General features: G+C 46.6%; 11 protein-coding genes. 10 read left to right on the top strand and 1 reads right to left on the bottom strand.

Features of this window, described 5'->3' with window-relative positions:
* Positions 1 to 44: 44 nt before the first annotated feature.
* The gene (locus tag Selli1_RS15065) at positions 45 to 593 is read right to left on the bottom strand and encodes a Uma2 family endonuclease (RefSeq protein WP_087252658.1); all 549 of its coding nucleotides are present in this window, start codon (positions 591 to 593) and stop codon (positions 45 to 47) included.
* 339 nt (positions 594 to 932) lie between these two features.
* Here Selli1_RS15065 and Selli1_RS15060 point away from each other — a divergent pair, with 339 nt between their 5' ends.
* From Selli1_RS15060 to Selli1_RS15015, 10 genes are all read left to right on the top strand, one after another.
* Complete coding sequence (locus Selli1_RS15060) at positions 933 to 2,162, top strand: ABC transporter substrate-binding protein (RefSeq protein WP_191426345.1); 1,230 nt, start codon at positions 933 to 935, stop codon at positions 2,160 to 2,162.
* A 50-nt stretch (positions 2,163 to 2,212) separates the two neighbouring features.
* Positions 2,213 to 3,136: a carbohydrate ABC transporter permease gene (locus Selli1_RS15055; protein WP_138372530.1), complete on the top strand. Its 924-nt coding sequence runs from the start codon at positions 2,213 to 2,215 to the stop codon at positions 3,134 to 3,136.
* Between the two features lie 2 nt (positions 3,137 to 3,138).
* Positions 3,139 to 3,960, top strand: a complete 822-nt coding sequence (locus Selli1_RS15050) for a carbohydrate ABC transporter permease (RefSeq protein ID WP_138372529.1) — start codon at positions 3,139 to 3,141, stop codon at positions 3,958 to 3,960.
* Between the two features lie 115 nt (positions 3,961 to 4,075).
* Positions 4,076 to 7,069: a glycoside hydrolase family 2 TIM barrel-domain containing protein gene (locus tag Selli1_RS15045; protein WP_281844478.1), complete on the top strand. Its 2,994-nt coding sequence runs from the start codon at positions 4,076 to 4,078 to the stop codon at positions 7,067 to 7,069.
* Positions 7,070 to 7,087: 18 nt separating this feature from the next.
* Positions 7,088 to 9,400 (top strand): glycoside hydrolase family 65 protein, encoded by a 2,313-nt coding sequence (locus Selli1_RS15040; RefSeq protein WP_281844479.1) that lies wholly within the window; start codon positions 7,088 to 7,090, stop codon positions 9,398 to 9,400.
* Positions 9,401 to 9,414: 14 nt separating this feature from the next.
* Positions 9,415 to 10,059, top strand: a complete 645-nt coding sequence (pgmB, locus tag Selli1_RS15035) for a beta-phosphoglucomutase (protein WP_087252664.1) — start codon at positions 9,415 to 9,417, stop codon at positions 10,057 to 10,059.
* A gap of 22 nt (positions 10,060 to 10,081) precedes the next feature.
* On the top strand, positions 10,082 to 11,101 hold the full coding sequence (locus Selli1_RS15030) for a M20/M25/M40 family metallo-hydrolase (RefSeq protein ID WP_204863762.1): 1,020 nt from the start codon (positions 10,082 to 10,084) through the stop codon (positions 11,099 to 11,101).
* Positions 11,102 to 11,201: 100 nt separating this feature from the next.
* The gene (locus Selli1_RS15025; protein WP_087167208.1) at positions 11,202 to 12,197 is read left to right on the top strand and encodes a LacI family DNA-binding transcriptional regulator; all 996 of its coding nucleotides are present in this window, start codon (positions 11,202 to 11,204) and stop codon (positions 12,195 to 12,197) included.
* A gap of 9 nt (positions 12,198 to 12,206) precedes the next feature.
* Positions 12,207 to 13,124 (top strand): DMT family transporter, encoded by a 918-nt coding sequence (locus Selli1_RS15020; RefSeq protein WP_281873782.1) that lies wholly within the window; start codon positions 12,207 to 12,209, stop codon positions 13,122 to 13,124.
* Between the two features lie 131 nt (positions 13,125 to 13,255).
* Positions 13,256 to 14,893 carry a Na/Pi cotransporter family protein gene (locus Selli1_RS15015; protein WP_087167210.1) on the top strand — a complete coding sequence of 546 codons (1,638 nt, stop codon included), beginning with the start codon at positions 13,256 to 13,258 and terminating at the stop codon, positions 14,891 to 14,893.
* Positions 14,894 to 15,201 lie beyond the last annotated feature (308 nt).

The following is a 15,201-nucleotide window of genomic DNA, read 5'->3' as shown; positions in this document are numbered from 1 at the left end:
TGCAGGAGTGTCTCTTTTTTTCTTTTCTCTTTTTTTTCAGCTCTTTACATCTGCAAAAGCTCTGCAAGGCAGATGTTCAAACCTTTCAAAACCTTTGATTCGATCAAATCGATAAAGGCGTATTGTACAGAGTCTTCCTGATCGCCGAAGTAATAGACCTGCACGGTTTCCTGCATTGGATTTACGATCCAGTATTCACGCACACCGGCAGTACGGTATTTGAAGAGTTTGGTCAGATAGTCCATCTTCTGGCTGCCGGGTGATGCTACTTCTATGATCCAGTCCGGTGCACCTGCGCATCCGCGGTCTGTTAGTTTGCCGGCATCACAAATGACGCTGATATCCGGTTCCACATAAGTTTTGTCATCTTCGTTTAAAAGCACGGCAAACGGAGCGATAAATGATCTGCAGTCTCCGCCGTTTGCCTTGATGTGGCTGTGAATCGCGGCAAAGAGTTCACCTACGATCTCCTGATGTATACGGCTGGGCGGAGCCATCATATACAGGGTGCCGTCGATCAGTTCGGCACGTTCTCCTTCCGGGAGGGAATAGATATCATTGATCGTGTAATTGTGCTCTTCTGGTAATGGCATAAGATCATCCTTTCTATGTTAAAAATCGGAAAAAATATGCTGATATTATTATTATACCCGGGTGGGAAGGAGAAGTAAACGGAGACCGGAAAATTTACCGGGAATCTCATGGAATATGAGCATACTTTGTTGACTAGTGAAATAGAAATATGTTTACTACAGAAATGCGTGAATTGTTAATATAAAAACGAACTAAATTTGTGCAAAATGTACAAAATAGAAAAGTAAAAAATAGTTAATATAGAGAAAATGCGTGTGCTGGAGTAAAATAATGTTTACTTTTACCAAGTAAAATGCTATATTAATTTTACCTAATAAAGCGAAAGGGAGGAAAACAAAATGAAAAGAAAATTGGCGGTAGTTTGTATCATGGCGTTATCCACGACAGCAATTCTTGCAGGATGCGGCGGAAGCGGCGATGGCGGATCAGACAGCGGAAAGACTCAGATCCGTTTTGCTACATGGGACGTAGCGGAGGACGTTGACAAACAGCAGGAACTTGTGGACAAGTTCAACGAGGAGCACGATGATATCGAAGTGACACTGGAAGCGTACGGAAGTGATTTCGATACCAAGATCAGTGCCGGAATGGGATCCGGAGATACACCAGATGTTATGTACATGTGGAATTACCCGGCTTACTACGATGGACTGGAGCCGCTTGACGACTACATCGCAGAAGAGGGCGACGAGTACAAATCCAACTTCTATGACACACTCTGGGATTACAACATGATGGAAGGAAGTACATATGGTATCCCGGTTGGATTCACAACACATTGTCTCTTCTACAACAAAGACATCTTTGATGAAGCAGGTGTGGAATATCCGACAGCAGACTGGACATGGGATGACCTGCAGGCAGCTGCAAAGACAATCTCCGAGAAGACAGACGCAAAAGGATTCTCTTTCCAGATGAAACCGGACCCGTATGACTTTGAAATGTATCTGTGGAGCAATGGCACATCTTACTGTGATGAAAACGGAGAAATGGACGGATACATCAACTCTGAAGAATCACAGGAAGTATTCCAGATGTTCCAGGATATGGAAAAAGATGAATATGCAACTTCAACAGAAGGTGACGGTACAGACGAATTCCGTGCCGGCAGCACAGCAATGTATGTATATGGTTCCTGGGCAATCAATACACTTAATGAAGACGGTGTAAACTACGGCGTGACAACAATTCCGGCATTCGCAGATGCAGGACAGGATTCTGTCAGCATCCTGAGTTCTTCCGGTCTGTCCATGTCCAAAGACAGCGAACACAAAGACGCCGCATGGGAATTCATTAAATACTGGACAAACGAAGAATGCAACAAAGCACGTATCGGTACAGAGCTTCCGGTTCTGAATACGGTCGTAGAATCCGAAGGAATCATGGAACAGGAAGAATATGCTCCATTCTACACCATGCTGGAACAGAGCCAGGGACACACACCTGCAAGCTTCCTGATTGATAGCTGGTCTGAAGTGGCTGAGAATCTTCAGCTTTCTTTTGAACAGATCTTCAATCCAAGCTCTCTTCAGCCTGTAGATAAGGCACTGGAGAGCGCAGTTCAATAGGAAACCAATGGGAGGAGGACAGCCTCCTCCCATATTTAGGAGAGATCGATATGAAGAAAAAGAAATTTTTAAAAACAGCGACTCCTTATTTCTTTATCCTGCCATGGATCATCGGATTCCTCGTATTTACGTTTGGACCGCTTTTGCTGTCATTGATCATGAGCTTCTTTGACTGGCCGCTGACAGGAGAGAAAGTATTTGTCGGCCTTGGAAATTACATTGAAATGTTTACCCAGGATGACCAGGTGCTCAAATCACTTGGAATCAGTTTACGTTACGCGGCAATCTTCGTTCCGCTCAACCTGATTCTTGCCCTGTTCCTGGCGATGCTGATTACGCAGCCTCTTCGCGGCGTGAAGGTTTACCGTGCGATCTTTTATATCCCGGCGGCAATCTCAAGCGTTGCGATCTCCATTATCTGGAGCTGGATTCTGAACAGTGACTACGGTGTTTTAAACTATCTTTTGTCACTGATCGGAATCGAGGGACCGGACTGGCTGGTTGACCCGGCCTGGGCGATTTTTGCCGTTATTCTGGCAAGTGCGTTTGGTGTCGGAACCATGATGCTGATTTTCTATACGGATATGAAAAATATCTCCACTGAGATTTATGAAGCTGCTTCCATCGACGGAGCGGGTCCGGCGAGAAAATTCTTCAGCATCACACTGCCGATCATCACGCCGACATTGTTGTTTAACCTGATTACGTCCATTATCAGTTCTTTCCAGCAGGTAACGCTCGTTATGCTGCTGACAGGAGGCGGACCGCTTCAGTCCACCTACTTCTACGGACTGATGACATACAACAATGCCTTCAAACACCACAAGATGGGCTACGCCAGCGCCAACGCATGGGTAATGTTCATCATTATCCTTCTGCTTACCGCTCTGGTATTCAAATCATCTTCCGCGTGGGTATTCTATGAATCTGAAGTCAAAGCAGATAACAAGAAGAAAAAAAGGGGAGGTAAATAAGTATGAAGATGTCAAAAAAATCGAAGGTTGTTCTCTACATCCTTCTGACTATCGTTGCCGTTTACTTCCTGGCACCATTTTTATACATGCTGCTCACAACCTTTAAGACAGAAGGAGAGGCAATCGCGTATCCGCCGAGCCTTTTCCCGAAAGAGTGGCATTTTGAAAACTACAGCGAAGCATGGGCTTCACAGCCGTTCGGAACTTACTTTCTGAATTCTGTAATCGTCACTGTTATGACGACACTTGGAACCGTGCTGTCCAGTTCACTGGTGGCCTACGGATTTGCGAGATTCAAATTTAAAGGGAAAAATATTCTCTTTATGATTCTTCTTGCAACCATGATGATTCCGTGGGATGTTACCATGATCCCGCAGTACATGGAATTCAATCTGTTCGGATGGATCAACACACTGCTTCCGCTGATTGTGCCGACCTGGTTCGGGTCTGCCTACAATATCTTCCTGATGAGGCAGTTCCTCATGGGAATTCCAAAGGACTATGAAGAAGCGGCACGCCTTGACGGCGCGAATTCATTCCAGATTTACTGGAAGATTTTCATGCCGATCCTGAGACCGTGTCTGATCATGGTAGGAGTTCTGAACATGCTCACCGTATGGAACGACTACCTTGGACCATTGATTTTCCTGCAGGACAGAACGAAGTACACACTTGCGCTCGGTCTTGCATCCTTCAAGGGCGTACATACAACGGCCATTATTCCAATGCTGTGCATTACGGTAGTCATGATTATCCCTCCGATTCTCGTGTTTATCTTTGCACAGAAATACATCGTAGAAGGAACAAGCGGTTCCATCAAATAGCATTTTTATAAGAAAAGGGCAGCCTGATAGAAGGCTTCGGCCGACAGCCGGATATTCTATCCGACTGCCCTGACTGGTATTTCATAACGAGTAACTGACAAAAGGAGTATGACATATGACACAGAGAAGAAAAAAGAGATGGGAGAATCAGGAACTGATATCCATGGGGAGAAGAGAGGCAAGAACCGCTTTTTATGATGATTCTCTTACAAAAATCAGCCTGAATGGGGAATGGCGTTTCCTGTATCTGGACGCACCGGAGCTTTCACCGGAAGGATTCCAGACACCGGGTGCGGCAGAAGGCTGGGATACGATTGACGTCCCTTCTGTATGGCAGCTTCGCGGGTACGACCATATGCACTATACAGATGTTTTATATTTGTTCCCTGTGAATCCGCCGTTTGTTCCTACGGAAAATCCGACGGGAATCTACAAAAAAAGCATCTGTCTGGATGCTGCATGGCTGAAAAATGATACAATTCTGAAATTTCACGGAGTAGACAGTGCGTTTGATGTCTGGGTGAACGGAGAGCATGTCGGATACAGCAAAGTAAGCCGGCTACCTTCCGAGTTTGATATCACTTCCTGCGTGAAAGAAGGAGAAAATGATATCACAGTCAGAGTATACAAGTGGTCAGACGGAACTTATCTGGAAGATCAGGATATGTGGTGGCTTTCCGGAATCTATCGCGACGTGGAACTGATCAACGAGCCGAAACAGGTGATTCTGGACTGCCGTGTGGACGCAGGACTGGATGATGCCATGGAGACAGGAATCTTTACCATGGATATTACCTTAAAACAGCCGTCCGGTAAGGGATCCTGGGTGCTTTCCTACCATGAGGAGGAAGTGCTCAAAGGAACTTACGAAACAGAAGACGGAAAGGCTCATATTGAAGCGCAGATTCCGAACGTGCACAAGTGGACAGCGGAGACGCCGGAACTTTACGATCTTACGGTGACCGCAGGAGAAGATGCCGTTTCAATCCGCCCGGGTTTCCGACGTGTAGAGATCAAGGATAACCAGTTCCTTGTAAATGGACAGGTGATTCTTCTCAATGGAGCGAACCACCACGACTATGATCCGGAAGAAGGACGGACAGTCAGCTATGAAAGAATGAAAGAAGATATTCTTCTGATGAAGCAGTACAACATCAATGCCGTACGCTGCTCCCACTATCCGTCTAACGAATATTTTTATGATCTGTGCGATGAGTACGGACTGTATGTGATCGATGAGGCGGATCTGGAATGCCACGGATTTGAGTGGACAGGAAACTACAAATGGATTTCCGATGATCCGGGCTGGAGAGAAGCATACGTGGACCGGAGTGTCCGTATGGTGAAAAGAGACCGGAACCATCCTTGTATCATCATGTGGTCCATGGGCAACGAATCCAGTTTCGGATGTAATTTCCGCAGTGCGGCAGAAGAAATCAGAAAACTGGACAGCACAAGACTGATTCATTATGAAGGAGATTTTGAGGCGGAAGTGACAGATGTTTACTCCACCATGTATACAAGACTCAAGGGACTCAAAGAAATTGCGGAAACCGAGATGAAAGGGAACAAACCGCATGTAATGTGCGAGTACGGCCATGCAATGGGAAATGGACCGGGAGGACTGAAAGCCTACCAGGATATGTTCCGAAAATACAAAAGGCTGCAGGGCGGCTTTATCTGGGAGTGGTATGACCACGGAATCCGTGTGGAAGAGAATGAAACTTCCTATTATAAATACGGCGGATGCTTTGGAGATTTTCCGACCAACAGCAACTTCTGCATCGACGGCGTATTGATGCCGGACCGGACACCGTCACCTGCCCTTCTGGAGTACAAGCAGGTCATTGCTCCGGTAGAGATTCACAAGGTACCGGACAGCCGGACACAGATCCTTCTGAAAAACTACTATGATTTCTTATCACTGGATCATGTAGTACTTTGCTGGGCACTGGAGGAGAATGGAAAGGCAGTACAGGAAGGAGAAATCCGTACGTTATCTGCGCTTCCTCATGAATCCGAAACAGTGGACATTCCGGTCAAACCGTTCGAGATCCGGAAGAATAAAGACTACTACCTTCATATCAAGGTATGCCAGAAATACGATACAAACTATGCACCGGCAGGCCATGAAATCGCGGCAAAACAGTTTGATCTTGAGATCCGTCAGGATGAATTTGCGGCAAGAGCTGCAGGAAATGAGCTTACAGTTACTGAAGAAAACGGCATTCTTACCGTAGCAAACGACCGGATCACAGCAAAATTCCATACGGTATTCGGAACTCTGGCCGCATTGGAAAAAGACGGAAAGACATACCTGACAAAAGGACCGGTTATGAACCTGTACCGGGCAACGATCGACAATGATATGTACAAGAAAGACGACTGGATGAATAAGTACTTTATCCAGAAGGGAAGCGAACAGACAGAAGACTTCTCATGGGAAAAGAAAGAAAATGCAGTTGTTGTGACGATCGACAAGTATTTCGGATGCCTGAATCAGTCCTGGGGATTTGAGTGCTCTTATGTGTACACCGTATATTCCGGCGGACAGGTGAAGGTACAGCTTACAGGAAAGACTGTTCAGAATGGAAAAGAAGAGCCGGCATTCCTTCCTCGGATCGGCGTGATCATGGAGGCGGACGGAAGTCTTCAGAACACAGCATGGTACGGCCTTGGACCACAGGAAAATTATCCGGACAGCCATGCGGCAGCATCCATGGGAATTTACGAAAGCACCGTAGACGGAATGCAGACCAGTTATGTGTATCCGCAGGAAAACGGACACAGAGAACAGGTGAAATGGTTTGCGCTGTCTGATGAAACAAAGACACTGCTCTGCCGGACGGAAGGCGGACTAGGAATGAACCTTTCCAACTGTACGGATGAAAGTCTGGAAAAAGCGCGCTATCCGCACGAAATCGAAAGAAGCAGCGATGTGGTGATTCATCTGGACTACCGTCACTCCGGACTTGGAAGCAACAGCTGCGGCGAAGAACAGCTGGAAGAATATAAGGTAAAAAGACAGGATTTTGCAATGACATTTACATTGGAAATTGTCGGACGGGATGAAATCCTGGAAGAAACCGGAAAACAATATCTGGACTAGAAAAGGGGAAAAGAAACAATGATCAGAGACCGATTTTCAGAGAACTTGAGAAATGACATGAGCACGGATGAGTGGCTGATCTGCCAGGACGAGTATGATCCGCAGGAAAATCTGAAAAACGAAAGCCTGTTTGCCCTCTCCAACGGGTATCTGGGCATTCGAGGAAGTTTTGAAGAAGGAACAAAGATCACGCTTCCGTATCTGTATGTCAATGGAGTGTTTGATAAATCCGAAACATTCATGAGAGAGCTGGCAGCACTGCCGAACTGGCTTGGAATCCGCCTTTATGTGGAAAAAGAGCTGATCGGCATCGAAAACTGCGAGATCATGGAATTCTCCAGAGTACTGGACATGAAGCATGCCGTTCTTTCCAAGCAGTATGTGCTCAAAGACAGAAAAGGACGCATCACTAAGATTGAAGGACGCAGGTTTGTGAGCCGGAACAATGTACACAGAATGGCGATCGAGCTTTTTGTGACACCGGTGAACTATGAAGGAATCATCGAAGTGGAAAATATCATAGACGGAACGATCATCAACTTCTATGATGCGCCTCGTTTCAAAGTAAAACACATGTATCTGACAGCAAATGAAAAGCTGGGCGAGCACGGTGTTTACATGGAATCCGCAACGAGAGACCGTCATCTCCATGTGGGATGCGGATGCGTGCTGGAAGCGTACCGCGGAGAAGAGAAGATCATGAGAAACCGGATGTTCAATGCGTTCGGTGAGCAGGCTGTGGAATTTGGAGATTTTACAGCAGCAGAAGGAGAGACAATCCGTCTTGTGAAATATGTTTCCATGTATACAGAAAGAGAGTGCCCGACCTATGCGCTCCATACGACCATCAAAGAAGAAGTGGACCGTTTCAGTGAAGACGGATTTGAAGCGGAGCTGGAAAAACACAGCAAAGTGTACGACAACATGTGGGAAGAGGCGGATGTACGCTTTGAAGGCGACCCGGAACTGAACCGTGCAGTACGGTTTAATATCTTCCACCTGATGAGTACCGGAAATGAGACGGATGACAGAGTCAGCGTCGGAGCAAAACTTCTGACCGGGGAAGAGTACGGTGGACATGCATTCTGGGATATCGAACTTTTCATGCTTCCGTTTTTCTCCTACGTATTCCCGCAGATGGCACAGAACATGGAAAACTACCGCTATCACCTTCTGGACGCGGCAAGAGACAACGCAAAGAAAAATGGCTATAAAGGCGCGCAGTATCCGTGGGAATCCGCAGACGACGGAACTGAGCAGTGCCCGGACTGGACGATCGAGCCGGACGGAACCTGCTACCGCTGCTATGTGGCTGTCTATGAGCACCATGTGACAGCGGATGTGGCTTACGGAATCTATGATTATGTACGGATCACAAAAGATATGGACTTCCTCTATGGAAGAGGAGCAGAAATCCTCACAGAGACCGCAAGATTCTGGGCAAGCCGCTGCGAATACATTGCCGAAAAAGACCGGTATGAGATCAATCAGGTAACCGGACCGGATGAATGGCATGAACCGGTAAACAACAACCTGTATACCAACTATTTCGCAAGATGGAACCTCCGCTATGTAATGGCGCTGATCCAGAAGATGAAAGAAGAAAAACCGGAAGCGTACGCTGCACTCGTAGAAAAGACCGGACTCAAAGACGAAGAGCTTACATTCTGGGAAGAAGTACAGAGCAAGATCTATCTTCCAAGAAAAGAAGGCACCAACCTTCTGGAACAGTTTGAAGGCTACTTCCAGTTAAAAGACGTTGTCATTGACCAGTACGATGAAAATGACTGGCCGATCCGTCCGGCAATTCTTAATACCTGCAAAAAACAGGAGACACAGATTCTGAAACAGCCGGATGTCGTACTGCTTCTGCATCTGCTTGGTGAAGAGTTTGAACCGGAACTGATGAAGGAAAACTACGATTACTATGAGAAACGTACTCTGCACGGATCTTCCTTAAGCCCGAGTATCTATTCTGTAATGGGACTGAAAGTGGGAGATGATTCCAGGGCATACCGGTATCTGAAACGTGCGGCATTCATCGATCTTCTGAACCTGCAGAAGAATACGAGAGAAGGAATTCATGCGGCAAATGCCGGCGGCGTATGGCAGACAATCGTCTTCGGATTTGCAGGAGTATCCATCGATAAGGATGGCATTTTAAGCGTGAAACCGAACATGCCGAAAGAGTGGAGTTCCCTTTCCTTCCGGCTTCATTATGACAATGCATGGCTGGAAATCCATACGGATGGAGAAAACAATGCAGCAGTGAAGAGGCTGGAAGGAAATCCGGTACAGGTGAAAATCAACGGAACTACAGAAGAAGTATAGTGGAGGAAATATTAATGAAATATCAGGCGGTAATTTTCGACCTGGATGGTGTGATCTGTTCTACAGATACATACCATTACCAGGCATGGAAAGCAATTGCGGATGAACTGAAAATCCCATTTAACGAGACGATCAACCACAGACTGCGCGGAGTCAGCCGGATGGAAAGCTTCGAGATCATTCTGGAAAAATACGACAAAGAAATGAGCCGGGAAGAAAAGGTATCATGGACAGAAAAGAAAAACGAGATCTACAAAGAGCTCTTAAAGAACATGAGTCCGGCGGATCTTTCCGAAGAAGTAAAATCCACACTGGATGCGCTCCGCGAAAAAGGGCTGCTGCTTGCGATCGGTTCTTCCAGCAAAAATGCAGGATTCATCCTGGGACAGCTGGGACTTGGCGAATATTTTGATGCCGTTTCTGACGGAAACAACATCACAAAATCCAAGCCGGATCCGGAAGTGTTTGTAAAAGCAGCACAGTTTATCGGAAAAGAGCCGGAAGTCTGCCTTGTTGTAGAAGATGCGAAGGCGGGAGTGGAAGCAGCCAAAGCCGGCGGAATGGATTGCGCGGCGATCGGAGATGCGGTAAAATGTGGAATGGCAGAGCACAATCTGAGCACATTTGCGGATCTGCTTCAGGTGGTGCAGGAATCCTAAAAGACAGAAAGAGTGAAAGAAAATGAATGAGGAATTTTTAAACAGGCTTCTAAAAAGCATTTCTGTATCCGGGTATGAAGAACCGGTGCAGGAGGCGGTCAAAATGGAAATGAAGGAGTACACGGATGAAATCCGGGAGGATGAGATGCACAATCTTGTCTGTGTGATAAATCCGGAACATCCTGTACGGATCATGCTGTCCGCCCATGCGGATGAGATCGGTCTGATGATCTCCAATATCACGGAAGAGGGGACACTTCAGGTGATTGACAGAGGCGGAATCGTGACTCATACATATCCGGGACAGCAGGTGATTGTACATTCCCAAAAGGGCGATGTTTACGGTGTGGTAGAGGCGTACCGGGATCTTTTGAAAAAAAGCGATCTGAGCACAAAAGACTTCGTGATTGATATCGGCGCTAAAGACCGGGAAGATGCATTGAAGTATGTAGACCTGGGAGATCCGATCGTTTTGGATACCCATATCCGGAAACTGGCAAACGGAAGAATATCAGCAAGGGCTCTGGATGACAGAATCGGTGTCTACATTATTATGGAAGCATTGAAGCGTGCCAGGGAAAGAGGCTGCAAGGCCGGTGTTTATGCGGCTTCCACGACAGGGGAAGAGACGACAAAGACCGGAGCTTACTGGTGCAGCACAAGAATCCGTCCGACACTTGCTATTGTCGTAGATGTGACTTACACAAGCGACTGTATCGGCATGAATCCGGCTGAGATGGGAACTGTGGAACTTGGAAAGGGACCGGTTCTCTGCAACAGCCCGATTGTTGTAAAAGAATGGAACCAAAAGCTGGAAGACTGTGCCAAAGAAGCAGGAATTCCTGTTCAGAGAGAAGCGGCGAGCAGACTCAGTTATACAGATGCGGACAAGATTCATTTTTCAAATGAAGGGGTTCCGGTTGTTCTTGTATCCATTCCGCTTCGGTATATGCATATGCCGTGCGAAGTGGCGGATGAGAATGATGTGGAGAACTGTATTGAGCTGATTGCCCGGTTTTTAACCGCATATCAGGCGGAATAAAAAATACAAATGCGAGAGGACATGCGAAAACACGGCGGTTGCGGCCGAAAAACAGATGTGTTAGAATAGACTAGAGTTTATACAGGGGGATTGGAGTATCATGGCTACGATCAAAGAAATTGCTGAAATTGCAGGGGTTTCAGTCACAACCGTCTCGCGTGTCCTGAATTTTGATGATACCTTGAATGTGCAGGACGAAACAAAGCGGAGAGTGTTTGAAGCAGCGGACAGGCTGGAATATCAGATCAAGGATAAAAAGAGGAAAAAGAGAAAACTGAAACTGGGGCTTCTTTGTACTTATTCACCGGAAGAAGAACTGGAGGATACCTATTATCTTTCCATACGGATCGCGGTGGAGAAGAAACTTGACAAAGAAGGATTTAAGAAAGTGACGATTACATCAGAGGATGCAGTGGAGGATGTGGCAAAATTGGACGGAATTATCTGTATTGGCACATTCAGCAAAAGCATGGTGGAGAAAATCCGGATGTTTGGCAGACCGGCTGTATTTATTGATGCGGTGGGAGATGCAGAGCTGTTTGATTCCATCGTAGTCAATCTGAAATATTCTGTCACAAAAGTCATGGACTATCTTGTGGATGCCGGACATGAGAAGATTGCGTTTATCGGCGGCAGAGATATCGATTCTGACGGAAAAGAGATTATGGATATGCGGATGCCGATCTTTGCTTCCTATTTAAAGGAGAAAAATCTGTTACGCGAAGAATATGTCAAAATCGGAGGATTTACGCCAAAACAGGGCTATCGGATGGGGAAGGAAGTATTGTCGGTAAAGGACCGTCCGACGGCGATTTTCTGTGCAAACGATTCTCTGGCGATCGGATGCTACAAAGCGGTTCAGGAAGCCGGTTTGAAAGTGCCGGATGATATCAGCGTAGTCGGATTCAACGACATTTCCATGACCAAATATCTCGTTCCGCCTCTGACCACTGTTCATGTACCGGTGGATTTCATGGCGGAAACGGCGGTAGGTCTCCTTTCCGAACGGATCAATACAAACAGAGAGATCAGCATGCATGTTTCCGTTCCTGCAAAACTGATTATCAGAGAAAGCGTAAGTAGGAGAAAGGACTAAAAACAGTATATGAAAACACATAAAGTAAGAAATTCGCTGCTGCTGCTTTTGACAGCATTTATCTGGGGGACGGCATTTGTGGCGCAGAGTGTGGGGATGGACTATGTCGGCCCGTTCACTTATACCTGTGTCCGGTCCCTGATCGCGGGGATAATGCTGATCCCTTGCATTGCGTTTTTAAATAAAGTAAATCCGAATCTGGAAGAAAAGAAGATCTGCCAGGATGAGACAAAGAAAAAGGCATATCAGAAAACACTGCTGATCGGCGGTATCTGCTGCGGAGCAGCCCTCGGGGTAGCCAGCAGCCTTCAACAGATCGGAATTTTGCATACAACAGTAGGAAAGGCAGGATTTATCACTACCTTTTACATTATCATGGTACCGATTATCGGACTCTTCTTTAAGAAACGGTGCGGACTGAATGTCTGGATCGGAGTTGTATTTGCTCTGGCAGGGCTTTATTTCCTCTGCATCACGGAAGGATTCTCCATAGGATACGGAGATACGATGGTATTTTTATGTGCGCTGGCATTTTCCATCCATATTCTTGTGATTGACCATTTTACCGGGCTGGTGGATGGTGTGAAAATGTCATGCATCCAGTTTTTTGTGGCGGCAATTGTCAGCGGAATCGGAATGGTCCTGTTTGAAAATCCGGATTTCGGCAATATCCTGGCAGCATGGCTTCCGATCCTCTACGCAGGAGCACTTTCAAGCGGAGTTGGATATACGCTCCAGATCATCGGACAGAAGGGCATGAACCCGACGATCGCGTCCCTGATCCTGAGCCTGGAATCCGTCATCTCCGTTCTGGCAGGAATGGTTGTTCTAGGAGAAAGTCTGACATCCAGAGAAATTCTCGGATGTGTTCTCATGTTTATCGCCATCATACTGGCACAGCTGCCGGAGAAGAAAAAGGCTGCTTAACATGAATTTTACAAAGATTTAACATAAAACTCAAAAACTATTGACACTCCTGATTTCTTTCCGATACAATAAAAATCAGTGCAGCTTAACAGAACGCACAAGGAGAAAGAATATCAGGAGGAACATCACAAATGAAACCGGAATATGTGTTTATGCTGCTCGGAGGGCTTGGGCTCTTTCTGTGCGGAATGCAGATGATGAGCAGCAATCTGGAGGCAGTGGCAGGTGACCGATTGAAAGGAATCCTGGAAAAGCTGACTTCCAACCGGATACTTGGAGTACTTGTCGGAGCTGTCATCACGGCGGTGATCCAGTCTTCATCAGCAACGACCGTCATGGTGGTCGGGTTTGTAAATTCAGGGCTGATGACTCTCAGACAGGCTGTATGGATTATCATGGGAGCCAATATCGGCACCACGATCACCGGACAGCTTGTCGCGCTGGACATCGGGACGATTGCTCCGCTGTTTGCTTTTGCCGGAATCGCAATCGGCATGTTTTCAAAGAAGAGAAACGTGCAGAATGTCGGAAGCATCATCGCGGGGCTCGGCGTACTGTTCATCGGACTTGGCATGATGAGTGATGCCATGGTTCCGATGAGAGATTCGGAAATGTTTGTCAATGCGCTGACAAGTTTTTCCAACCCGCTGATCGGAATCCTCGCGGGTGCTGTTTTCACGGCGGTGATCCAGTCCTCGTCCGCATCGGTCGGAATTCTTCAGGCACTTGCTTTAAGCGGCCTGATCGACATTCACAGTGCGGTTTTCGTTCTGTTCGGACAGAATATCGGGACCTGTATCACATCCCTTATTGCTTCGGTCGGAATGAACCGGAACGCAAAGAGGACAACCGTGATCCATTTTATGTTCAATGTCATCGGAACCATCATCTTTGTCACACTTTGTCTGGTAACACCGCTTACGGATGTGGTGGCGGGATGGACACCGGGGCATCCGGCTTCCCAGATCGCAAACATGCATACGTTGTTTAATGTCGTAACAACTATCATTCTGATGCCGTTTGGAAATGGACTTGCATCTCTGGCGGAGAAAATTCTTCCGGACCAGAAGGAAGAGGCCCGCATTCAGCCGGATGACGAGCAGTGGCTGAACGAAATCATGAGTTCCCAGCACGTACTGGGATCCTCCGCAATCGCGGTCAACAGCCTGATGGAAAATGTCGGCAGTATGTATACTCTTGCCAGAGAAAACGTGGTGAAAGGATTTGACATGATCCTTACCGGTGATGACAGCCGGTTTGCCGAGGTGGAAGAGACAGAAAACACGATCGACCTCTATAACATAAATATCTCCAGACGTCTCTCCAGAGTTCTCGCAATCGAACACAGTCCGGCGGAGACAAAGAAGCTCAACAGCATTTTCCAGATTGTCGGAAATGTAGAACGGGTGGGGGACCATGCCATGAATTTTGCAGAGCACGCTGCTTCCATCAAGAAAAAAGGGCTGAAGCTTTCAGAAGAGACGATTGGAGAATTAAAAGAAATGAGGGAGCAGTGCCGGAAAGCATTTGAACGTATGGAACTTTCCGGGCAGACCGACCCGACACAGCTTTTGGTGGATGCGGTCAGTTTCGAACGCGCGGTGGATGATATCACGGAGCGGTGCCGGAATCGGCAGGTGGAACGGATTCACAGCCATGCATGCGAGATCGAAAGCGCAGTACTGTATTCGGAGATTCTGATCGATTATGAAAGAATCGGGGATCATATGAGAAATATTGCGGAAGCATACGCCCAGCAGAATGCGTAGAAGCGGATAGAAGAAAGCAAAAGAACAGAAGAAAAGAAAGGACAGACATACTGTCCGGAACAGGGAAGCGCCTGCACAAAATTGTTTTGTGCAGGCGCTTTTCTATGATAATGCAAAAATATTGTGAAAAAAATTAATCAATTCTTCATATTGTTTTTATGGCATTTACAGTTTCAGGGCGTATAACCTGACTTTTGCAGATAAAGAGAATTAAAAATGGCCGTAATCCCAGTATTTATGCGGGACTACGGCCTTGTTATTTTGTCATTTTTTCATGGTGTTTTTTCTATTTTTTTGTCTTTGCCAAA

The sequence above is a fragment of the Sellimonas catena genome, assembly GCF_027924685.1.
GTDB lineage: Bacteria > Bacillota > Clostridia > Lachnospirales > Lachnospiraceae > Sellimonas > Sellimonas catena.
The sequence above is the reverse complement of the archived record's forward strand: the minus strand, read 5'-3'. Positions and strand labels throughout refer to the sequence as shown.